This is a genomic window from Nocardia sp. CC227C (genome assembly GCF_030767025.1).
Taxonomy (GTDB): Bacteria; Actinomycetota; Actinomycetes; order Mycobacteriales; family Mycobacteriaceae; genus Nocardia.
In genome coordinates, this window is the sequence record NZ_JASITE010000006.1 from 400024 (window position 1) to 422480 (window position 22457).

Here is a 22457-nt window from a genome sequence, read left to right on the forward strand (position 1 = left end):
GTCAGAGGGTATCGGAGTAGTCCGACGTCGACCGTATGGTTTTCTCCGGCGCGGCGACCGGATCGGGTGCGCCGACCGGTTCCGGGCGGCCGATCTCGCCTGATCCGCCGCCCAGCGGGGACGCCTGGTCATCGGCGAGGCCACCCCAGTTCTCGGCCCGTCGAGCCTTGCGCTTGTCGTTGATCCGCGCGATCTGCACCGCCAGTTCGAACAGCACGGTCAGCGCGAAGGCCAGCGCCAGCATGGAGAACGGGTCCTGCGGGGTCACGATGGCCGCGAACACGAACAAGCCGAAGATCATGCCGCGCCGCCACTGCACCAGCTTCTCGTAGGTGAGCACGCCGATGAAGTTGAGCCCGACGATGATGAGCGGCGTCTCGAAGCTGACGCCGAAGATGACCAGCAGCTGGATGATGAAGCTGAAGTACTCGGTACCGCTCAACGCCGTGATCTGCACGTTGTCGCCGATGCCCATGAGGAATTCCAGCGCGTGCGCGACCACCCAGTAGGCGAGCACCGCGCCCGCGGTGAACAGCGTCGCGCCCGACGCCACGAACGAGACCGCGTACTTGCGCTCCTTGGCGTACAGGCCGGGGGTGATGAACGCCCACAGCTGGTACAGCCAGACCGGGCTGGCCAGCACGATGCCCGCGGTGAGGCCGACCTTCAGGCGCAGCATGAACTGCTCGAACGGTCCGGTGGCGAGCAGGCGGCATTCGCCGTCGGCGGTGAGCGCGGCGCGTTTGGCCGGGTCCAGCGCACAGTAGGGGCCGCGCAGGATATCGCCCAGGCTGTCCATCCAGAGGAAGGAGTGCGAGTACCACAGGAACCCGAGCACCGAGGTCAGCACCACCGCGAGGATGGACTTCAGCAGTCGGGACCGCAGCTCGTGCAGATGCTCGACCAACGACATGGTGCCGTCGGGATTCGTTCTACGCCGACTGCGCCGGGGGTCGAACGGAATGCGCATGGATGTGATGCCTCGCTGATCGCCTGGCGCCGGACCTGGACAGAACTCGCCCCGGGACGAGTTCCTCGTCCCGGGCGTTGCGACGGGTGCTTACGCCTTGTTCAGATCGGACTTGGCCTGCTGGACCGGCGTACCGGGCTGCTGGGCGGCGGGCAGTTCCGGCGCGGGGGCCTGGGCCTGCGTGGTCTTGTCCTTGCCGCCCTCGGAGCCGCCCTCGGACTGCATCTCGCTCATCTCGCTCTTGAAGATGCGCAGCGACCGTCCGAGACCCCGGGCCGCGTCCGGAAGCCGCTTGGCTCCGAACAGAACCAGGAACACCAACGCAATGATGATCCAGTGCGTCGCGCTCATTGAACCCATTCGACTTCCTCCAAACTCGTAGTCCCTTGATGCTACCCGACCGGCATATGGCGAACCATTTGTCAACCCTGGTTCGGCCGCTGGTCACCCGGATGTGCCCGAATGTTCCCCGGGGCGGTCCGGGCCGCCGCCGCACTCAGTTCGGCCAGTAATTCCGCACCCGACCAGGTGCGACGGTCACCGTTCTCCGCGGCCGTGATGAGCTCGACGAGGCGTTGGTTCACCGGCGTCGACATCCCGACGATCTTGCCCAGGCTCACGATTTCACCGCTCAGCCAAGCGATCTCGGTGCCGCGCCCGGCCGCCAGATCGTCCGCCATGGAGGAGCGCGCCACCGGGTCCACGGCCAGCACCGTGCCCGCCACCCGGGTGAAGACGGCATCGGGAACGGTGAGCAGCCGCGCCATCAGCGGCGCGGGCAGCGCCGTGAGCCGGGCCGGGCGGATGCGGGCGCGGGCCATGGCGCGCAGCGCCTCCCGCTGCGCCAGCGCCAGGCAGCGGCGGTAGTCCCGGTTCGCCAGCTGCTCGCGCAGCGGGCGGCCGGACAGCGCGTTGACCGGGTTGTTCAGATTGAGCAGCAGCTTCGCCCACTGCACCGGCAGCAGATCCGGATAGCGGCGCACCCCCAGCCCGGAGCGGCGCAGCACCGGCCGGAAGCGGTCCAGGGCCGGGTCGTCGGCGACGGCGACACCGCCCGCCGTGCCGCGGTGGAAGCGGCCGCCGCCGTGCCGCACGACATTGAACATGACCATGCCCGGCAGCACCACGCAGGTGGGCAGCAGATCGCGGATGACCGTATCGTTGCCGATGCCGTTCTGCAGGCTCAACACCACCGTGCCGGGCCGCAGCCGTCCCGCCAGTTCGGTTGCCGCCGAGGCGGTATCGCGCGACTTCACGCAGATCAGCACCAGGTCCGTCGCATCGGCGGAGGTGGCGGAGGTGGCGGTGCGGAAGGCGTCCGGCGAGACCCGCTCGTCGCGTCCGTCCAGATCGGTGAGCCGCAGGCCGGAGGCCCGCAGCTCGTCGAGCACCCGGGGACGGCCGACGAAGGTGACATCCGCCCCGGCGACGGCCAGCGCGCCGCCGACATAGCAACCGACACTGCCCGCGCCGAGCACCAGCACACGACACGTCACCCGGGACCGACCTCCTCACACCCTGTCATCGCCACGCTATCCGGCGTCGGCCAGCGCGGCGTAGGCGGCCAGCGCCGCACTCGACCGGTCGCGCACCGCGCTCACCAGCTCCGGGGGCCCCAGCACGGTGACGCCGGAACCGAAACCGAGCAGCAGCCGGGCCATCCAGTCCAGGGTGGCGAAACGCATGGTGGCCTCGACGCTGCCGTCCGGGTGCACCGTCACCCGGTGCATCGGGTACTGATCCAGCACCCACCCGTAGTCGGCATGAATCCGCAAGCGCGCCAACGGGACCGCGGGATCGTCCACGAACAGGTTGAGGCCCGCGGACTCGTCGGTGGCGTCCACCGGCGGATGGGCGGGCTCGTCGAGTTCGGTCGCCTCCTCGATCCGATCCAGGCGGAACAGGCGCACGCCCTCGGCCTGGCGGCACCAGGCTTGCAGATAGGAGTTGTTGTCCACCAGGACGATTCGAATGGGGTCCACCACGCGCTCGGAGACCACGTCGCTGCTGGCCGAGTAGTAGACCAGGCGCAGCGCGCGATTGCGAGCCAGCGCCGAACGGACGGTGGCCACCGCGGGCGCCTCCACCGGCGCGGCGGCGCGAATCTCGGCCTCCCGCCCCGAAATCGCCGATTCGATCTTGGCGATGGCGGAGTGCGCCGCGCTGGGGTCCACCATGCCCGGCAGATCCGCGATCGAGCGCAGCGCCACCAGCAGGGCCGTCGCCTCCGTGGAGGTCAGGCGCAGCGGACGGTCGATACCGGCGGAGAAGGTGACCTCGATGCTCTCCTCCGAGAAGGACAGGTCGATGAGATCACCCGGACCGTAGCCCGGCAGACCGCACATCCAGAGCTGATTCAGATCGCTCATCAGCTGCTTGGTGGTGACACCCAGCTCGGCCGCCGCCTCGACGGCGCTGATCCCCGGATTGGCCAGGAAGTACGGCACCATGTTCAACAGCCGCGACAGCCGCACCGACAACCGGCTCCCGGTGACCTTCGGACTGCTCACGCTGTGCCCCCCTCGGCGCTCCCCGGGCCTGCGTGGCCCACCCGACTCCAGCTGCCTCCTCCGGCCCTGACGCTCACGCTCTGTCCCCCTCGGCGCTCCCTGGGCCTGCGTGGTTACGCAAGCTGCCTCCTCCGGCCCTGACGCTCACGCCGTGACCTCCGTCTGTTCCAGCACCGACCGGAGGCGGCCGATCACCGTGTCGCGCAACTCTTCCGGGGCCAGCACCAGGGCGTCGGGGCCGAGGCCGGTGAGCAGGCGGGCCAGCCAGTCACGGGAGCGGACCGGCACCTCCACCACGGAACCGGGGCGGCCGCCGATCTCACGCTCCTCCATGGTCGCGCCGAGGCGGCGGATCTCCTGGCCGCGGCCCTTGGCCACCCAGACGGTGGCGGAACCGGTGATCGGGGCCTGGCTGGTCACCCGGGTCACGATCTCGCGCAGGTCCACGTCCTCGGGCTTGTGCACCGCGTTGACCGGGCCGTAGGGGGTGATCCGCTCCCCGATCCGGGAGATCCGGAAGGTGCGCACGTCGTCGCGGTCGTTGTCGTGGCCGACCAGGTACCAGCGGCCGTGCTGGGTCACCACGCCCCACGGCTGCACATCGCGTTCGATGTACTCGTCGCCGGTGGTGCGATGCGGGAACCGCACCGCCTGCCCGGCGTCGATGGCGGCCAGCAGCCTGCCCAGCACCGGTTCGGCGCCGCGGGTGCGCGCCGGAACCGCGGGCACCGACGCCACCCCGTTCTCCGGCTCGACGTGCACCCCGGCCGCGCGCAGCTTCAACAGCGCGCCCTCCACGGCGGTCGCCAGCTCGGGGGATTCCCACAGCTGCACGGCCACCGCGACGGCCGCGGCTTCCTCGCGGGTCAGGTCGATATCGGGGAGTTCGTAGGCATCCCGGTTGATGCGGTAGCCCTCCACGCTGGAGAACCGGCTGACCGGACCGATCTCGAGAGGTATGCCCAGATCGCGCAGCTCGTTCTTGTCCCGCTCGAACATCCGGCTGAACGCCTCGTCACTCGCGGACTCCTCGTACCCCGCCACCGATTCCCGAATCCGCTCGGCGGTCAGGAACTGGCGCGTCGACAGCAGCGCGATAACCAGATTCATCAACCGCTCGACCTTGGATATCGCCACGGGTTAGAGGGTAATCGGCCCTACCGTGATCGCGCGCGCGGGACCACGGTACGGCGCGGTCACGCGATCAACTCCACCCGACACGGCAGTCCGGGCGCCTTGCTGAGCTTGGCGTCGGACGTGAGCAGTGGGATGTCCAGACGTGCCGCCAACGCGGCGTAGAGCGCGTCATAGAAGGTCACAGTATGGCGCAGCCTCCACGCTTCGACAGACAACCACCCGTGGTGCGCGTAGCGCTCGTCCACCAGCATCGTCAACATACGCATCCCGGTCAGTGCGGTCCGCTCGCTGATGAGGCCCGTTCGTTCCGCTCTGCGCAGGACGCTGCCCACCTCGGCATCGACGAGATGCGGCGCGTGGCACACCGATTCAGAGATTATCCGAGCCGCCGTCACTCCTGCGACATCGTTACGCAGGAACGCGTCGACCATTGCCGATGCGTCCACAACATACTCGTCAGTCACCCCGCAACTCCCGCAGCGTCTCGACGATGAAATCGCCGTCGGCACCGGGGCCGGGATCACGCTCCAAGGACTCTCTGATGGCCGCGAGCGCCTCGGATTTGGTACGACGCCGCGCCAAGGTGATCAATTCTCGCCGCATGTACGCCTGCAGCGACATCCCGGCTGCCTCGGCGCGGCGGCGAAAAACCTCTGCGTCCTCGTCGGGAAGATCCCGAATCTGAATGGTGGCCACAGCGCGATAATAGCGCTACGGCCACCACCGGACGGCGTGATCGCTACATCGAGGCGATGAGCCGGTCCACTCGCTCGTCGACCGAGCGGAACGGGTCCTTGCACAGCACGGTGCGCTGCGCCTGGTCGTTGAGCTTGAGATGGACCCAGTCGACGGTGAAGTCGCGGCCCGCCTCCTGGGCGGCGGTGATGAAGTCGCCGCGCAGTTTGGCGCGGGTGGTCTGCGGGGGCGTGGTGACCGCCGCGTCCACGGCGTCGTCCTCGGTCACCCGCTTGGCCAGGCCCTTGCGCTGTAGCAGGTCGAACACGCCGCGGCCGCGCTTGATGTCGTGGTACGCGAGATCCAGCTGGGCGATCTTGGGGTCGGACAGCTCCATGCTGTAGCGATCCTGGTAGCGCTGGAACAGCTTGCGCTTGATCACCCAGTCGATCTCGGTGTCGACCTTGGCGAAGTCCTGCGCCTCGACCGCGTCGAGGGTGCGGCCCCACAGGTCCACCACGGCGTCGACCTGCGGATCGCGTTCGCGGTTGCGTAGATGTTCGACGGCGCGGGCGTAGTACTCGCGCTGGATGTCCAGCGCCGACGCCTGCCGCCCGCCCGCCAGCCGCACCGGGCGGCGGCCGGTCAGATCGTGGCTGACCTCGCGAATGGCACGAATCGGATTGTCCAGGGCGAAGTCTCGGAACGACACCCCCGCCTCGATCATCTCCAGCACCAGCGAGGCCGTGCCCACCTTCAGCATGGTGGTCGGCTCGGCCATATTGGAGTCGCCGACGATGACGTGCAGCCGCCGGTACTTCTCCGCGTCGGCGTGCGGCTCGTCGCGGGTGTTGATGATGGGCCGCGAGCGGGTGGTCGCCGAGGAGACGCCCTCCCAGATGTGCTCGGCGCGCTGCGACAGGCAGAAAGTGGCCGCCTTGGGCGTCTGCAGCACCTTGCCCGCCCCACAGATGAGCTGGCGGGTCACCAGGAACGGCAGCAGCACATCGGAGATGCGGGAGAACTCACCGGCCCGCACCACCAGGAAGTTCTCGTGGCAGCCGTAGGAGTTGCCCGCCGAGTCGGTGTTGTTCTTGAACAGGTAGATGTCCCCGCCGATCCCCTCCTCCGCCAAGCGCTGCTCGGCGTCGATGAGCAGATCCTCGAGCACCCGCTCCCCCGCCCGGTCGTGGGTGACCAGCTGCACCAGGCTGTCGCATTCGGCCGTCGCGTACTCCGGGTGAGAGCCGACATCGAGGTAGAGCCGGGCACCGTTGCGGAGGAACACGTTCGAGCTACGGCCCCAGGAAACCACCCGGCGGAACAGATACCGGGCCACCTCGTCAGGGCTCAACCGACGGTGGCCGTGGAACGTACACGTCACCCCGAATTCGGTCTCGATCCCCATAATTCGTCGCTGCACACCATCGACATTACAGCGAGAGACAGCCGCGCAAGGGCGGTCGAACGATCCCGATGCATACGTCTTGACAACGATTCAGCACGGAATGCAACGCGGCATCCCCTGCGAGCAGCCATAAAACAAGCCCCCGTCACACTCTGCTGTGCGGAGTGCAAAGGGGGCCGTTTTCGTCTCTGGTGGAACCGAATTGCTACGGGTTCGACGGATCTCCCGCCGACGGCTTCTCGGCCGCATCGGCCGAGGTCGCCGCACTGGTCTTGCCGGTGATCACATCCTGGAGAACCGCTGCCGGAATGCGGCGGAAAGCCCGCCGGGGCCGGGCTTGCTCCAGGGTTGCCACTTCCAGGGATCCGACGCCGACCGGCTTGCGGTCCTTTTCGGGTTCGGGCGCGCCCTTCTGCAGTGCCTGCAATGCCACACCCATTGCCGAGTGCAGATCCAGACCGGGTTGATAGGACGCCTTGAGGGCGGTCTGGATGGGTTCGGTATTGCCGCCCATGACCACGAATTCCCGCTCGTCGACTATCGAGCCGTCGAAGTTGATCCGGTACAGCACCGCGTCCGGGTCCTGTTCCGGGTAGCCGACCTCGCCGATGCAGATCTCCACCTCGAACGGCTTGAGCTGATCGGTGAAGATCGACCCCAGCGTCGAGGCGTACATATTGGCCAGCGCCCGGCCGGTCACATCCCGCCGGTCGTACTGGTACCCGCGCAGATCGGCCTGCAGAATGCCGCCCCGGCGCAGATTCTCGAACTCGTTGTACTTGCCGACCGCGGCGAATCCGACCCGGTCGTACAGCTCACTCACCTTGTGCAGGGTCGCCGAGGGGTTCTCGGCGACGAACAGCACGCCCTTGTCGTACACCAACACCACGACACTGCGGCCGCGAGCGATCCCCTTGCGCGCGAGCTCGGTCTTGTCGCGCATGATCTGTTCGGCCGACGCGTAGTACGGCAGTGTCATGCTTCGCCGCTCCCTTCAGCGGCCGCCGCGACGCGATCGTCCACGATGGCCCGCGTAATCTCTGCCAGCCGGTCCCCGGTCACATCCTCCGCGCCCTCGGCATCGATGGTGATGGCCGTGGGGTAGATCCCGCGCATGGTGTCCGGGCCGCCGGTGGCGGTGTCGTCATCGGCCGCGTCGAACAGCGACTCGACCGCGATCCGCAGCGCCCGCTCCTGGTCCAGGCCGCGGGCGTAGGTCTTCTTCAGCGACGACTTGGCGAACAGCGAACCCGAGCCCACCGCGGTGTACCCGAACCGCTCCTCGCTGCGTCCGCCCACCACGTCGTAGGACACGATGCGCCCGGCCCGGTCGGGGTCCAGCGCGGACGGATCGAAGCCCACCAGCAGCGGCACGACCGCCAGGCCCTGCAATGCCGCGGGCAGGTTGTCGCGCACCATCTTCGACAGCTTGTTGGCCTTGCCGTCGAAGGTGAGCGATACGCCCTCGATCTTCTCGTAGTACTCGAGCTCCACCGCGAAGAGCCGGATCATCTCGATCGCCATACCCGCGGTGCCCGCGATCCCGGCCGCCGAGTACGAGTCGGTGATGTACACCTTCTCGATGTCCCGGCTGGCCAGCAGGTTGCCCTGGGTGGCGCGCCGGTCACCGGCGATCACCACCCCGCCGCGGTACGAAACCGCGACGATGGTGGTGCCGTGCGGTGCGATATCCGACGGCGCGCCACCGTTGGCGCGCGCACCGTCGGTGCCGAACTTGTTGGCGGGCAACAATTCCGGCGCGTTCACTCGCAGATATTCGGAGAAGGAGGAGAGGGCGTACCCCGTGTGGAGACGCAAGGGGTCACCCGCTGTCACTGGCCGCCCTTCTGAACGTAGGCGCGCACGAAGTCTTCCGCGTTCTCCTCGAGGACGTCATCGATCTCGTCGAGCAGGTCGTCGGTATCCTCCGCCAGCTTCTCGCGGCGTTCCTGTCCCGCACCCCCGTCGACGGGGCCCTCGTCCTCGTCGCCGCCACCGGCGCGCTTGGTCTGCTCTTGTGCCATAGCAGCCGACCTCCTCTGTACTGATCATCGGCGAGAACGGACGTTCGAAACCGATCTCGTCCCACAACACTACCCAGCCGAGGCGACATCATGCGGGATTCGCCCGCAATGTGCCCCGGCCGCAACACCCGCGCAATGCCTGGTTTCGCTCCGGGCGAAACTCAGTGGGTGAGCTGATCCACCAGCTCGGCGGCGGTGTGCGCGCCGTCGAGCAGCTTGCCGACATGCGATTTGGTGCCCCGGCGCGGTTCCAGGGTGGGAATGCGCACCAGCGAGTCCCCGCCCAGGTCGAAAATCACCGAATCCCAGCTGGCGGCGGCGATATCGGCCCCGAAGCGGCGCAGGCACTCGCCCCGGAAGTAGGCCCGGGTGTCGGTGGGCGGATTGGTCATGGCGTCGGTGACCTGCTGCTCGGTCACCAACCGCCGCATGGACCCGCGCGCCACCAAACGGTTGTAGAGGCCCTTGTCCAGGCGCACATCCGAGTACTGCAGATCCACCAGGTGCAGTTTCGACGCGGCCCAACCCAGCCCCTCGCGATTGCGAATCCCTTCCATCAGGCGCAGTTTCGCGGTCCAGTCGAGCAGATCGGCGGTTTCCATGGGGTCGCGCTCGAGCAGGTCGAGCACATGCGCCCACTTGTCGATCACGTCCTTGACGCGCGGATCGTCATTGCCGATGCGGTCGTTGTACTTCTCCACCCGGTCCAGGTAGATGCGTTGCAGCGCAAGGCCGGTCAGCTCGCGGCCGTCGGCGAGGGCGACGGTGGCGCGCAGGCTCGGATCGTGGCTGATGGTGTGCACGGCGGTGACCGGGCGGGCCAGCTGCAGATCGGAGAGGTCCTCCCCCGCCTCGATGAGGTCCAGCACCAGCGCCGTCGAGCCGACCTTGAGGTAGGTGGACCATTCCGAGAGGTTGGCGTCGCCGATGATGACGTGCAGGCGGCGGTATTTGTCGGCATCGGCGTGCGGTTCGTCGCGGGTGTTGATGATGCCGCGCTTGAGGGTGGTCTCCAGTCCGACCTCCACCTCGATGTAGTCGGCGCGCTGGGACAGCTGGAATCCGGGCTGGTCACCGGACTGGCCGATGCCCACCCGCCCGGAACCGCACACCACCTGGCGGGAGACGAAGAACGGGGTGAGGCCGAGGATGATCTGGTTGAACGGCGTCTCCCGGCTCATCAGGTAGTTCTCGTGGGTGCCGTAGGAGGCCCCCTTGCCGTCCACATTGTTCTTGTAGAGCTGCATTCGGGGGGCGCCGGGCACGCTGGAGGCGTAGCGGGCGGCGGCCTCCATGACACGTTCACCGGCCTTGTCCCAGATGACCGCGTCCAGCGGGTCGGTCACCTCGGGGGCGGAGTATTCGGGATGGGCGTGGTCGACGTAGAGGCGGGCCCCGTTGGTGAGGATCATATTGGCCGCGCCCACCTCGTCGGCGTCGATCACCGGTGCGGGCCCGTTGAGCCTGCCCAGGTCGAAGCCGCGAGCGTCGCGCAACGGAGATTCCACCTCGTAGTCCCAGCGGGTGCGCTTGGCGCGCGGCACGCCCTCGGCCGCGGCGTAGGCGAGCACCGCCTGGGTGGAGGTGAGAATCGGGTTGGCCGACGGCTCCGTAGGCGTGGAAATGCCGTACTCGACCTCGATTCCGATGATGCGCTGCATGAGAACGAGCCTAGGCGACACCGCGCGGAATCGGGTGCGCCCGGGGCCGGTGCGGTGTCACGCGGGCCGGTGCGCGACGCGCGTGACCATCGTGCGGCGGATCCGGTCCGGGGTGGTCCGCGACCCGAGTCGTAGCCGTGGTCATCCCTGTGGGCGACGCGGCGCGGCCGCGGTGTTCGGGAGAATCCGCGCATGCCCGAACCGGTTTCCGCACCGCGCACCGCGCCGTCCGCGACCAGTGCGCGACCCGCCGACCGACCCGCCGCCACGCGGCCGTCCGGCCGCGTGGCGGCGCTGGACGTGCTGCGTGGGATCGCCATCCTCGGCACCCTCGGCACCAATATCTGGATCTTCACCGACCCGCAGGGCCTGCTCGGCTATCTCCAGGGCACCGAGGCCGCGAACACCGCCTGGACGTGGACCGAACGCGTGCTCCAGCAGGTGGCGCAGGGCAAGTTCCTGGGCCTGCTCACCATCATGTTCGGCATCGGACTGGCTATTCAGCAGCGATCGGCGGCGCGGGCGGGCCGCCCGTGGCCCGGCAAGTATCCGTGGCGGGCACTGCTGCTGTTCGTGGACGGCCTGCTGCACTTCCTGCTGTTCACCGAGTTCGACGTGCTCATGGGCTACGCCATCACCGGTCTGGTCGTCGCCTGCATCCTGGCCACCGGCCCGCGCGCACAGCGCCGCTGGCTGGTGTCCACGGCCACCATCCACCTGACCTTCCTGACCCTGGCCGCGCTGGCGCTGCTGTTCGCGCCGCGCCGCGACGCCGGACCCGCCGAACCACTGGATCCGAACCCCTACGCGGACGGCTCGTTCTGGGATCTGGTGGTGTTCCGCTGGGAGCACCTGCTGCTGTTCCGGCTGGAGACCATCATCATCTTCCCGATGTCCATCGCCCTGTTCCTGGTGGGCGCGCGCCTGTACGACGCCGGGCTGTTCGCACCCGGGGGCGGGCGAATCCGCAAGCGGCTCATGATCATCGGTGCGGTGGCCGCACCGCTGGACATGGGTGTGGGGGTCTTCGGCGGCGGTGATCTGATCCTGATCACCCGCTACGGGATCGCACCCTTCGTGGCGCTGGGCATCCTGGGGCTGGTGGCCTGGTTCTACCGGAACCGGCCGGGACCCGGCTGGGTCGGGCGGCGGTTCGGCGACGTCGGCCGGATGGCGCTGAGCTGCTACATCCTCCAGAACGTGGTGGCGTCGACCATCTGTTACGGCTGGGGCCTCGGGCTGGCCGCGCGGGTCTCCGCCGACGCCCGGGTGCCGTTCACCATCGCGGTCTACCTGGTGGTCGCCGCGGCCATGCTGGTGTTCGCGCAGCTGTGGCTGCGCCGATTCGATCGCGGGCCGGTGGAGTGGCTGTGGAATGCCTGCTACCGTGCCGTCGCCGAACGCGGGAGCCCCGTCGCCGAACGCGGGGGTGCTGTGGCAACCAAGTAGCGAATCACGCCGTGTCCTTGTCCTGAGCGGCCGTCGGGGGCGGGCAGGATGACGGCATGTCGGTACTCGCCGCGGCCGCGGACCCCACCCGGTCGGCCATTCTGTCGCTGTTGCAGATCGCGCTGGTCACCGTGCTCGCCACGGTGCTCGCCCGGCTGGCCCGCGGCTATGTGCCGGATGTGGTGCTGCTGCTGGGTTTCGGCGTCCTGATCGGGCCGCACGTGCTCGACTGGGCCGGGACCGCGGGCGGGGTCGACCTCGTGAGCCAGCTCGGATTGGGCATGCTGTTCCTGCTGGCGGGCTACGAACTCGACCCGCAGGTGCTGCGCGGCCGGTCCGGACCGGCGGCCTGGCTCACCTGGGCGGCCAGCCTGGTGCTGGCGACCCTGGTGGTGACCCTGGCGGCCCCCGAGTTCGGTTTCACCGCGCATGTGGCCGTCGCCATCGCCATGACCTCCACCGCGCTGGGCACGCTGCTGCCGATCCTGAAGCAGGCGGGCCTGCTGGACTCCGCGCTGGGAAAGGCCGTGCTGCGGCACGGCGCGGTCGGCGAGCTGGGACCGATTCTGGCGATGTCGCTGCTGCTGTCCAGCCGCAGCCCGCTGGCGGCGGTGGTGGTGCTGGTGCTGTTCGCCATCGCCGCCGCGCTGGTGGCGGCGGTGCCGCGGCGACTGCTGGCCCGCATCCCGGACCTGCGCGGGCTGCTGGTCGAACTCGGCGGCGGCACCGTGCAGCTGCCGGTGCGCACGGTGCTGTTGCTGCTGTTCACCCTCATGGCCATCGCCGAGGTGTTCGACCTGGATGTGGTGCTGGGCGCGTTCGCGGCGGGCATGATCCTGCGCACACTGGTGCGCGAGGCCGACCCCCGGCTCGAAAACCAGTTGAACACCTTGGGTTTCGGCTTCCTGATCCCGGTGTTCTTCGTGGTGTCCGGGATGGGGATCGACCCGGCCGCCATTGTCGGGAAGCCGCTGCACTGGGCGCTGTTCGTGGTGTCGATCGCGGTGGCGCGCGGCGGGCCGGTATGGCTGGCCGAGCGCTGGTTCGACCACGGCGGCAATCTCACCACCGGCCGGGAGCGCGCGCAGCTGGCGCTGTACTCGGCGACCGGTCTGCCCATCATCGTCGCCGTGACCGAGGTCGCCACCGCGGCCGGCCTGATGGCCGACGAACTGGCGTCGCTGCTGGTGGCGGCGGGCGCGGCCACGGTGCTGCTGTTCCCGCTGGCGGCCCGGATGGTGGGTCGGCGGCCGGTCGCGGCCGACTGAGATGGATCGCGGCCGACCGCTCCCGCGTCTCAGCTCGCGTGCTGGGCTTCGGCGCGCGAGATCAGGTCGGCGACCAGGCTGTCGCGGGTCAGCGGCACGTCCAGGCTGCGGGCATTGCCCTCCAGCAGCGCCAGCACCGATTCGGTGAGGATGCCCTCGACCTGTTCGGAGGTCAGGGTGGAGGCGGGGTCGGCGCGCCAGCTGTTCACCACGCCGTCCACGAAGCCGATGATCCCGAAGGCCGTGGGGCGCGCGCGATTCGTGTCGATCCCCCAGCGGGTGAGCGTGGTGGCGAACAGGTCGGCGAGTTGTCCGCCGATGCGGTCGCGGGCACCGGCCATGGCCCGTGACGCGTCACCGGCGGTGTCGGCGGCGATGAGGAAGCGGTGCAGGTTCCGGTGCCGCTCGACCCAGCCCACATAGGTACCGACCGCGCCGCGCACGGCGTCGCGCAGGGTGCCGTCCGGGCGCAGGCGCGGAAGCAGTTCGGCGAGCAGCGATTCCAGAATGTGGCGGCGGATCTGTTCGTCGAGGTCGGCGCGGCCGTCGAAGTGCCGGTACACCACCGGGCGCGGCACGTGCAGCCGGTCGGCGATCTGCTGCACCGAGATCTCGACGCCGTGCTCGGCGATCACGGCGAGGGCGGCGTCGAGCATATCCGCGCGGCGGCGGGCCTTGTGACCGTTCCAGCGGGTGCTGCGGCCGTCCGCCGCGCGGGAGCTGTCGTTCGCGCCGGTCTTGGTCATCAACTCACCTTAGCGCGCCGGCACACTGCCCGAGACGGCCTGTCTCACACATCACCCCGCACGGAGGCCGAGCAGATCGGCCATGGTCCGCACCGCGTAATCGAAGAACGCCGCCGCCGGGTCCATACTCCCGACCAGCTGGCCGTTGAGTTCGAAGCTCACCGCGCCGAACAGCTGCGTCCAGGCCACCACCACCCGGGCCAGCGCGGGTTCGGGCACTCCGGGGGTGAACCGGGCGGCGAGGGCACGCGTCTGTTCGGCCAGCGGCGGGTCGAGGTTCTCGTCGGGAACCGCGAGAGTGCCCGCCGCCCAAGCCCGCTCGACAATGCCGAGCAACGCGAGCGGCACCCGCGCGGCCGGGCCGACGGTGGTCTGCGGGGCCGCGTACCCGGGCACCGGGGAACCGTAGAGCAGGGCGTATTCGTGCGGATGCGCGCGCCCCCAGTCCCGTACCGCGTGGGCGGCCGCACACCACTGCGCGCGTGGGGTGTCCGCCCGCGCCACCGCGGTCTCGACGCTCGCGCCGATGGCGTCGTACGCCTCGATGAGCAGGGCGGTGAGCAGATCGTCGCGGCTCGGGAAGTACCGGTACAGCGCCGATGACACCATGCCCAGTTCGCGGGCGATACCGCGCAGCGACAGCGCGGCGGCGCCGGATGCGGCCAGTTGGCGGCGGGCGGCGTCGGTGATCTCGCGGGTGATCTCGGCGCGGGCCCGGGCGCGGGCGGTCCTGGGTGCACTCATGCGTAACAGTGTGCCACGTTTCGGAGCGCCGAATTGTTTCGAGAGCACTGCTCTTGACATCGTGCGGACCTTGCGTGCACACTGATCACATCAGAGAGCGCCGCTCTCGAACCCAGATGTTTCACACGCAGACAGGGACCGGCCATGAACGACATCGCCAAGCGCCACATCGCCCCCTCCGGACTCGACCCGCTCGTGAACCGGCTCACCACCCGACTGAGCAAGCTCGGCATCAGCGTGGCCGGATCACGCCTGCTGGCCGTGCGCGGCCGCACCAGCGGCGAATGGCGCACCGCCACCGTCAACCCCCTGACCACCCCCGACGGCTCGCGCTACCTGATCGCACCGCGCGGGCGGACCCAGTGGGTGCGCAATCTGCGGGCAGCGGGCAGCGGCGAACTGCGGCTCGGACGCAAGGCGGAGCCCTTCACCGCCACCGAGGTCGCCGATGCCGACAAGATCCCGGTGCTGCGCCTGTACCTGGAGAAGTGGGGCTGGGAGGTCGGCCGCTTCTTCGACGGCGTCACCAAGGACGCCACCGATGCCGAATTGGCCGCCATCGCACCGGGTTTCCCGGTCTTCCGGATCGAATCCTGACCCGGCGGCGGCGCTGCGATCCGCCGCGCCGGGGTGGCCGCATTCGATGCCGCCCATCGCGGAGCCGTCACGATAGCCGCGGGCACGTTGACCGATACATCATGTCTCACTAATCTGTGTATGTAACGGCTTGTATCGGAAACTTCGAGTTCGGAGAGCTGTCATGGGCAATGAGGCCGCACTTCTCCCCCACGATTCCTTCGCGCAGCGGCTGCTGAACGGATCGGCGAAGAAGTCCTACGACCCGGTGGTGGACCTGGATTGGGACGCCCCGCTCGACCCCGAGAGATTCTTCCTGCCACCCGAGGTGGTGTCGCTCTACGGCACCGAACTCTGGGATGCGCTCAGCCCGGCACAGCGCCGCGAACTCTCCCGCCAAGAGCTCGCCAACGTGCTGTCGGTGGGGATCTGGTTCGAGAACCTGCTGAACCGGCTGCTGCTGCGCGAACTCATGAACGGCGACCCCACCTCCCGGCATTCGCACTACACCCTCACCGAGATGGGTGACGAATGCCGCCACATGATGATGTTCGGCAAGCTCATCGACCGCGTCGAGGCGCGCCCGTACTGGCCGAACGCCGGTGGGCGGGTGGTGATCTCCGGATTGCAGCTGTTCCTGCGGGGGTCCATGGTATGGGTGGGCGCGCTGGTCGGCGAGGAGATCTTCGACGCCGTACAGCGGCGAACCCTCGACGATCCCGAACTGCAACCGCTGGTGGCGCGGGCCATGCGGGTGCACGTCACCGAGGAGGCCCGGCATATCGGATTCGCCCGCGACGCGCTGGTACGGCGAGCCGCGACCATGTCGAAGGCCGAACTCGCCTACACCCGACTCTGTGTCGCGGTGGCCGCGCCGCTGTTCGTCTACCTGCTCACCAATCGGCACATGTACGAACGCGCCGGTCTCGACGGGCGTGCCGCCCGGCGGATCGCCCGCGAGAACCCTTACGCCAAGCGAACACTCGGCGCGGGCGCGGCGAACCTCGCCGGATTCCTGGACAAGCACGGGCTGATCGGCCCGGTCGGCAAGGCGATCTGGCGACGCCGGGGGCTGATGGCATGAGCGAACCCGAAATCGTCATCGTCGGCGCGGGTTTCGGGGGCATCGGCACCGCCATCGAACTGCGGCGGGCCGGATTCGAGGACTTCGTCATCCTGGAGAAGTCGGCCGAGGTCGGCGGAACCTGGTGGGAGAACACCTATCCCGGTTGCGCCTGCGATGTCATGTCGCTGCTCTACTCGTTCTCCTACGCACCGAATCGGGAGTGGACGCGGCTGTTCGCGCGCCAGCACGAGATCCTCGACTACCTGCGGCGCACCGTGGACCGGTTCGGGCTGCGGGAGCGAGTGTGGTTGCGCTCCGAGGTGACGACCCTGGACTTCGACGACGACGCCGACCGCTGGGAGGTGCGCCTCGCCGACGGCACGCGGTTCCGGCCACGGTTCGTGGTACTGGCGGCCGGGCCGCTGCACGTGCCCGCCGTTCCCGACATCCCGGGGCGGGACACCTTCGGCGGCACGAGTTTTCATTCCGCACGCTGGGATCACGACTTCGATCCCGCCGGGCGGCGCATCGCGGTGATCGGCACCGGGGCCAGTGCGGTGCAGTTCGTGCCCCAGATCGCGCGCGACGCCGCGCGGGTATCGGTGTTCCAGCGCACGCCGCACTGGGTGATCCCGAAACCGGACCGGGCGCTGTCGGCGTGGGAGCGGCGGATGTTCCGGCTGGTGCCCGGCACCCAGCGGCTGTACCGGTGGGTCACCTACTGGGGCTACGAGTCGTCGATCGTGGGCTTCCTGCGGCCGGAGGTGATGCGGCGGTTCGAGTTCCTGGCGCGCGGGCACCTGCGCCGCCAGGTGCGCGATCCCGAGCTGCGGCGGCGGCTCACCCCCGCGTACCGCTTGGGCTGCAAGCGGATTCTGGTGTCGGACGACTACTATCCGGCGCTCCAGCGCGACAATGTCGAACTGGTGACCGAGTCCATCGAGCGGATCGACCACACCGGCATCACCACCGCCGACGGCGCGCACCGGGAGTTCGACGCCATCGTCTACGGCACCGGATTCCAGGTCGCCGACCGGTTCGCCGGGCAGCACGTGGTGGGCGCGAACGGCCGGTCCCTGCGCGATGTCTGGCGCGGTGGGATGGAGGCGTTCCTCGGGGTCGCCGTGCACGGCTTCCCCAATCTCTTTCTGGTCATGGGGCCGAATTCCGGCGGCGGCAACCAGTCCATCGTGTTCATGATCGAGGCGCAGGCCCGCTACATTCGGCAGTGCCTGGAGCTGGCGCGGCGCACCGGCACCACGCGGGTGGAGGTGCGGGCCGGGACGCAGCACGAATTCAACCGCAGAATCCAGGCGAAACTGGCGGGCACCGTGTGGAATGCGGGCGGCTGCGACAGCTGGTACCTCGACGAGCACGGGGTCAACCGGGCGGCGTGGCCGGGGTCGAGCGTGTCCTACTGGCGTACGCTGCGCCACCCGAAACCCGGGCATTTCGATCTCACCGTGCCCGCCGAACGCGAACCGGCGCACGCGTATTCGGGTCCCGCCGTGCTGGACGCACCCGGGCTGGAACTGCCGGTGACCGTCACCCTCGGCGGATATCCGGATCCGATCGACGGGCGGTATCACTGGTACGGGCGGATCACCGCCACCCCGGACGCGGACCTGCCCGATCCCGGTCGGGCGCGGGTGTATCTGGCGCTGCCCGGGCGCGAACCGGTCCCCGCCCGGCTCGAGGAACGCGATCCGTGGGGCAATCTCCGCATCGCGGGAACGGGAGAGCCGCCGTTCCCGCTGGAACCGGTGGCCGCCGACCACCTCTGAACGTCAGCGCAGCGCGGCGAGCGATTCCTCGTCGCGGGCGACGACGGCGCGACCGTCGGCGGTCAGCACGATCGGGCGCTGGATCAGCCGCGGATGCTCGGCCAGAGCGGTGATCCAGCGATCGCGGTCGGCGAGGGTGCGGCCCCAGGTCGAAACGCCGAGCTCCTTCGCCCGCGACTCGGTGGTGCGGGTGATGTCCCACGGCTCGAGGCCGAGTCTGTCCAGCACCGCGCGGATCTCCGCCGCGGTGGGCGGATCGTCGAGGTAGCGACGCTCCACGTAGTCACCGCCGGCGGCGTCGAGCGCCGCCTTCGCCGCCCGGCTCTTCGAGCACTGCGGGTTGTGCCAGATCTCGGTCTGTTCGGCTGCCATGGGATCCGAGCCTAACCGGTGCTCACAGCCAGTCCACCACCCAGCGATAGGGTCGCATCCAGTACAGCGGGCCGGGCGGGACCGGATGACCCCAGCGCTGCTCGGCGTGCTGCACGGCGGCCAGGGCGGGCGGCGGCGGGGTGCCCTCGAAGATCTCGTGGATGTGGCGACGCCAGGTGTTGAGCATGGGGGCGATCGCGTCGGGATCCTGCGCGAAGGCGAATTCGAGGCAGCGCGACATCAGGGCGTCGACCGCGTTCGCGGAGGTGATCGGGTCGCCGGTGCCGAGCGAATGCAGGAACGCCTCGATGAGCGCGTAGGCGACGGCGTCGTGGACGGAGGTCTGACCGTTCTCCAGCGCCCAGATGCCGAGATAGGTCGGGCCGCTGTTGTCGGTCCACACCGCGTGCGCCTCCGCCACCCGGTCGTCGAAGATGAGCGCGGTCAGCAGCCCCAGCACCGACTTCGCCATAATGAGCGGATCGGGCTGTCCGGCCTCCAGCGCGTCGTCGATCAGGGCGCGGAACGCGGAGGCGGCCAACCCCGCCCGGCCCGCCGCCAGCAGCGCGTCGGCGGTCTCCCCGCCCGCGCACTGGTCGGCCGGAGGCTGCTTGGGTCCGGCCGACGACTCCGGTGCGGCCGGGTTCGCGGCGTAATTCGTGTCGAGCAGCGGGGTGGACAGGGCGGCCGGTGGCGGCTGATCCGCCGAGAACGGCCGCTCCAGCACCGGTTCGCCGAATGCCTGCGCGGGCGCGGCGAATTCATCGAACGACACATCCGCCGCGGACCCGGCCAACTGGCCGAACGGCGGAATCACATCGGGCGCACCGGTATCGGCGACGGGGGCGTCGGCACGCTCGGCGCGGGTGGGCAGCGGCGGCAATCCCGTCGGTTCATCGACACCCGGTAGGGCGAACTCGGCGTCCAAGGGTGACTTCCCGGCCCTGCGCGGTCCGGGCAGTGGCGGCAGGCCGGAGATATCCGGCTCCGCGGTGTCGCCGATCGGCGCGGGCGCTACCCCACCGTCCAGCCCCGGCAGGCCCCCGTCGCCCGTATCGGGCACAAGCGAAAACCCCCCGCTGTCCCGCCCCGACTGTGGCGGTAGCCCCCCGGCATCCCGTTCCATTGGTCGCCCCCCGGCGGTGCGGCTCGGTAGCGGCGGTGGGGCCTGCGTCTCCGGGTACGCCGTCGGCGTCGGATCCCCGGCCTTCAGGCCCGGCAGCGGTGGCACGGCCCCGGCCTCCCGGCCCGGCAGTGGCAAGGAGGCGTCGGCGTCGTGTCGCGGCACCCGGGGTACGGTCTCGGCGTGTCGGCCCGATGACGGCTCCAGCCCATCGGCGTGCCGTTCCGGCGACGGCGTCGCCGCGGCACGACGGTTCGGCAGTGCGGGGTGTTCGACGGCGGCGTCGCTGCCCGCGGTCGGCAGACCCAGTGGATCGAGGCCCGGGGCGGCCGGGTCCGTGGAGCCGACGGGCTCGTCGCCGAGCGTGGGCAGATCCGGACCGGATGCCGCGTGCGCTGCCACGCCGTCCGGGAACGGCGGGTCGGCGGGCAACTGCTCCCCGGTGCCGTGCACGCCGGCGATGCGGTCCTTGACGGCGGGCGCGCTGTCGAGGTACTCGCGTGCCTCCCGGGCGAATTCGTTGTCCACCCCGGTCAGCCAGTCGCGCCCGGCCCACAGGATGTCGAAGACGTCCCCGCCGACCTGGTGTTCCACGGCGGCGCACAGCGCGTAGTACCCGTAGGAGCGGTAGTCGTCGAACCCCTCGCCCTCGCGCACCAGCAGCACCGCGTACGGCGTTGCGAGATCGTGCCTTTCGATGTCTCCGAGCAGGGTGCACGCGGTCATGGCCGCCATCAGCACCTCGTTCTCCGCGCCGAGCTGGCGTCGGATGGCGATGCACTTGTCCGCCATGGTGACCGCGACGTCGGCCCGGTCCAGCTGCGTCGCCGCCTCCACGGCCATGGAGTACATGGTCGCCATGCTCCCCGCCGGGATATCGGCCGCGAACCGCGCGGGACCGCTCTCCGCGATGCGTAGCGCCTGCGCGAAATCCGCGGCGGCGAAGGCGGCCCGGAACCGGTACGACACGATCCAGCCGTAGTCCTTCGGGTCGGGTTGGTCCAGCAGCGAGTCGTCGAACGCGGTGAGCCGCTCCAGCGCCTCCACCGCCTGTCCCTGGTCCAACATGCCGCTCGCCTCGTTCATCACTGCGACGAACGCCTCTCGATCCATGATCGCCTTCCCGAATGATCCAAACACTGGATCGTATGCCGCGGCCCCGGACAGCCGTGGCCGGTGAGGGGAATCCCACAGTGCCAACACCATTGGCATCACTCCCACCGTCCCCGCCTGTGCCGTAACCACACTCGCTGGGTCTACGAATCCAGTATCCGCATCCCCACCGACACCACCACGTCCCACCTCACCCCAAACCTGTTTCCGCTGCGTAAAAGATGAATCCGGGTGGCCGACGCGCTACCTCCGAACGGCCTGGTACGGAAATCGACGCGAATACCGTCGGGTCGTGAGCCCGCGCCTGCCACGCACGATCACCGCTGCCGGAACGAGTCGCAGGGAAGGGACGAGCCAGCAGTCACCCTGCTCGGTCGCGACCTCGAGGCGACAAACCGCGCACACCAGGTTCGGACCGTAGCTGCCGTCGGGCACGACGCATCCACTGCGCCGGAGCTGCTCGGCATGCGGTGACATACCGCGAATATCGTTCGGCGACACGCCGGAGAGCCGGTGCCAGTCGCTGACCGCAGCCTAGCCCGGCCCTGCTCACGAGAACCATGGGGAAATCCTCGAAGACGACGATTTCGCCTGACGGATTCGCTCCGAGAACCTCCAGCGCAGCCGTAGCGTGAGGGTATGAGTCGGGTAGGCACGGGGATCGGCCGGACATCGCGGCGGATACCGCACGCCGGATCGCCGGAAAGCGTGTCGGGCGGGACTGTACGTCGGGCGCGTCGCGTCCTGATGCCGTCGCCACGATCTCATCGCGTGATCGCGCGATGACGCTCCGGTCAGGTCACGGGTGTCAGAGTGCCCCGACATCGGCCATGCGGGTACACCGCCAGCTCGGTTGCCGCGGCGGCGAATCCGTGGCGTGGGATGCGCTCGCCGCCACCGGGAGGTTCGTAGCCCACCGAGCCCGTTGCGCGGGGAGCGGCGCATGAGCGGAGAAGAGGCGGAACGCGGCAATGAACGCGAGGGCGGACCGATCTCCTACCAGCACCGCGACGACGGCATCTGGCCGGTCGGCGACGATGGCTGGCCGCTCACGGTCGAGCAGGTCGCCGAGCTCGAGAACGATGCGCGCGATACTCGCGAGTTGCTCGGTCATATGGGTGAGGTTGTCGATGTAGAGCCGGAGTCGGTGGAGGATGTCTGATTCCGTCTCAGTGGTGGACGCCTCGTCCTGAGCAGATCGTGAGTGGGACGGGTCGAAATGCGGTTATGGGCTGATCCGGGTTAGGTGTTGGTCAGCTGGTGCTCGGGGTGCAGGCGCATGTCGCCGGGTGTCGCCGCAGAGATTCAAGAAATAGGTGTGGTGGCGTTGGGTGGCTTACCTGGCTTTCGCTGACGCCGGGTTGGGTGCCGCGCGCGTCTACCCCAGCCCACGGACTGGCTGGGGTTGCGTTCTCGAAATGGCCGTTTCGGGGTGGCGGTCTACTGGCGTAAGTGATCGCCTCGGACCGGACCCGGCCGCTGTGCGCGATACGGCGGCGTCGTGCGATCGCGATGCGCACTGCGCGCACTATCGTCCGCGCGGTCACGGTCGTGCCCAGGGTCGCCACAGCCGCGATGATCGGTATGGCCGTGACGATCCGGGCCGTGATGGTCGGGGTGGGTGAGCCATTGTTCGGGGTGGTGATGCAGGTTCACCCGAGGAGCCCGCGCCGGATCGATCCGGGTCGGCGGCAACCACACCACCCGACCGGGATACCGGCCACTACCGATGCCGGTGGCGCGTCCGAGGGTGGCCCACCCGGTCGGATGCTCGACATCCTCGGGGATCTGAGCATGACAGCGATCACACACCAGGGTGAGGTTGTCGATA

General features: G+C 69.2%; 23 protein-coding genes. 7 read left to right on the forward strand and 16 right to left on the reverse strand.

From position 1 onward, the window contains the following. Position 1 precedes the first annotated feature (1 nt). The 12 genes from tatC to dop form a co-directional block, all read right to left on the reverse strand. Positions 2 to 970, reverse strand: coding sequence for a twin-arginine translocase subunit TatC (tatC, locus tag QMO76_RS15335; protein ID WP_306361955.1), 969 nt, complete (start codon positions 968 to 970; stop codon positions 2 to 4). A 90-nt stretch (positions 971 to 1060) separates the two neighbouring features. Continuing rightward, positions 1061 to 1330 carry a Sec-independent protein translocase subunit TatA gene (gene tatA, locus QMO76_RS15340; RefSeq protein WP_306361956.1) on the reverse strand — a complete coding sequence of 90 codons (270 nt, stop codon included), beginning with the start codon at positions 1328 to 1330 and terminating at the stop codon, positions 1061 to 1063. A gap of 62 nt (positions 1331 to 1392) precedes the next feature. Further along, the gene (locus QMO76_RS15345) at positions 1393 to 2466 is read right to left on the reverse strand and encodes a 2-dehydropantoate 2-reductase (protein WP_306361957.1); all 1074 of its coding nucleotides are present in this window, start codon (positions 2464 to 2466) and stop codon (positions 1393 to 1395) included. 36 nt (positions 2467 to 2502) lie between these two features. Next, positions 2503 to 3480: a YafY family protein gene (locus tag QMO76_RS15350; protein ID WP_306361958.1), complete on the reverse strand. Its 978-nt coding sequence runs from the start codon at positions 3478 to 3480 to the stop codon at positions 2503 to 2505. Between the two features lie 144 nt (positions 3481 to 3624). Then, a complete protein-coding gene (locus QMO76_RS15355; protein WP_306361959.1) occupies positions 3625 to 4617 on the reverse strand; it encodes a YafY family protein in 993 nt (330 codons plus the stop codon). Positions 4618 to 4676: 59 nt separating this feature from the next. Continuing rightward, complete coding sequence (locus tag QMO76_RS15360) at positions 4677 to 5081, reverse strand: type II toxin-antitoxin system VapC family toxin (RefSeq protein WP_306361960.1); 405 nt, start codon at positions 5079 to 5081, stop codon at positions 4677 to 4679. Next, the gene (locus QMO76_RS15365) at positions 5074 to 5313 is read right to left on the reverse strand and encodes an antitoxin (RefSeq protein ID WP_306361961.1); all 240 of its coding nucleotides are present in this window, start codon (positions 5311 to 5313) and stop codon (positions 5074 to 5076) included. Before QMO76_RS15365 ends, QMO76_RS15360 begins: the two co-directional genes overlap by 8 nt. Before the next feature lie 43 nt (positions 5314 to 5356). Continuing rightward, positions 5357 to 6715 (reverse strand): Pup--protein ligase, encoded by a 1359-nt coding sequence (pafA, locus tag QMO76_RS15370; protein WP_029927975.1) that lies wholly within the window; start codon positions 6713 to 6715, stop codon positions 5357 to 5359. Between the two features lie 190 nt (positions 6716 to 6905). Then, positions 6906 to 7679 carry a proteasome subunit alpha gene (prcA, locus tag QMO76_RS15375; protein WP_306361962.1) on the reverse strand — a complete coding sequence of 258 codons (774 nt, stop codon included), beginning with the start codon at positions 7677 to 7679 and terminating at the stop codon, positions 6906 to 6908. Continuing rightward, positions 7676 to 8536, reverse strand: a complete 861-nt coding sequence (gene prcB, locus QMO76_RS15380) for a proteasome subunit beta (protein WP_306361963.1) — start codon at positions 8534 to 8536, stop codon at positions 7676 to 7678. The genes prcA and prcB overlap by 4 nt, the downstream gene beginning before the upstream one ends. Further along, a complete protein-coding gene (locus tag QMO76_RS15385) occupies positions 8533 to 8724 on the reverse strand; it encodes a ubiquitin-like protein Pup (RefSeq protein ID WP_029927979.1) in 192 nt (63 codons plus the stop codon). Before QMO76_RS15385 ends, prcB begins: the two co-directional genes overlap by 4 nt. Positions 8725 to 8885: 161 nt before the next feature. After that, positions 8886 to 10385, reverse strand: coding sequence for a depupylase/deamidase Dop (gene dop / locus QMO76_RS15390; protein WP_306361964.1), 1500 nt, complete (start codon positions 10383 to 10385; stop codon positions 8886 to 8888). Between the two features lie 192 nt (positions 10386 to 10577). Here dop and QMO76_RS15395 point away from each other — a divergent pair, with 192 nt between their 5' ends. Both QMO76_RS15395 and QMO76_RS15400 read left to right on the forward strand, forming a co-directional pair. Then, positions 10578 to 11834, forward strand: a complete 1257-nt coding sequence (locus QMO76_RS15395; protein ID WP_306361965.1) for a DUF418 domain-containing protein — start codon at positions 10578 to 10580, stop codon at positions 11832 to 11834. Between the two features lie 56 nt (positions 11835 to 11890). Continuing rightward, positions 11891 to 13102, forward strand: coding sequence for a cation:proton antiporter (locus tag QMO76_RS15400; protein ID WP_306361966.1), 1212 nt, complete (start codon positions 11891 to 11893; stop codon positions 13100 to 13102). A 29-nt stretch (positions 13103 to 13131) separates the two neighbouring features. On the opposite strand, the gene QMO76_RS15405 is transcribed toward QMO76_RS15400, so the two are convergent. Continuing rightward, positions 13132 to 13848: a TetR/AcrR family transcriptional regulator gene (locus QMO76_RS15405; RefSeq protein WP_306361967.1), complete on the reverse strand. Its 717-nt coding sequence runs from the start codon at positions 13846 to 13848 to the stop codon at positions 13132 to 13134. Positions 13849 to 13899: 51 nt separating this feature from the next. Further along, complete coding sequence (locus tag QMO76_RS15410) at positions 13900 to 14592, reverse strand: TetR/AcrR family transcriptional regulator (protein ID WP_306361969.1); 693 nt, start codon at positions 14590 to 14592, stop codon at positions 13900 to 13902. A 144-nt stretch (positions 14593 to 14736) separates the two neighbouring features. On the opposite strand from QMO76_RS15410, the gene QMO76_RS15415 reads away from it, so the two are divergent. The 3 genes from QMO76_RS15415 (at position 14737) to QMO76_RS15425 (ending at position 18018) form a co-directional block, all read left to right on the forward strand. Further along, a complete protein-coding gene (locus tag QMO76_RS15415; protein WP_306361970.1) occupies positions 14737 to 15189 on the forward strand; it encodes a nitroreductase/quinone reductase family protein in 453 nt (150 codons plus the stop codon). A gap of 163 nt (positions 15190 to 15352) precedes the next feature. Beyond that, positions 15353 to 16252, forward strand: coding sequence for a diiron oxygenase (locus tag QMO76_RS15420; protein WP_306361971.1), 900 nt, complete (start codon positions 15353 to 15355; stop codon positions 16250 to 16252). Beyond that, on the forward strand, positions 16249 to 18018 hold the full coding sequence (locus QMO76_RS15425) for an FAD-dependent oxidoreductase (RefSeq protein ID WP_306361972.1): 1770 nt from the start codon (positions 16249 to 16251) through the stop codon (positions 18016 to 18018). Before QMO76_RS15420 ends, QMO76_RS15425 begins: the two co-directional genes overlap by 4 nt. Positions 18019 to 18021: 3 nt before the next feature. Here the strand turns inward: QMO76_RS15425 and QMO76_RS15430 are convergent, their stop codons facing one another. Both QMO76_RS15430 and QMO76_RS15435 read right to left on the reverse strand, forming a co-directional pair. After that, entirely contained in the window at positions 18022 to 18390 is a 369-nt protein-coding gene (locus QMO76_RS15430; protein WP_306361973.1) for an ArsC/Spx/MgsR family protein, read from the reverse strand. 22 nt (positions 18391 to 18412) lie between these two features. Continuing rightward, positions 18413 to 20626 carry a hypothetical protein gene (locus tag QMO76_RS15435; protein ID WP_306361974.1) on the reverse strand — a complete coding sequence of 738 codons (2214 nt, stop codon included), beginning with the start codon at positions 20624 to 20626 and terminating at the stop codon, positions 18413 to 18415. Positions 20627 to 21569: 943 nt separating this feature from the next. On the opposite strand from QMO76_RS15435, the gene QMO76_RS15440 reads away from it, so the two are divergent. Next, a complete protein-coding gene (locus QMO76_RS15440) occupies positions 21570 to 21788 on the forward strand; it encodes a hypothetical protein (RefSeq protein WP_306361975.1) in 219 nt (72 codons plus the stop codon). Between the two features lie 290 nt (positions 21789 to 22078). Next, positions 22079 to 22457, forward strand: a 379-nt coding sequence (locus QMO76_RS15445) for a hypothetical protein (RefSeq protein WP_306361976.1), incomplete at its 3' end; no start/stop codon positions are given.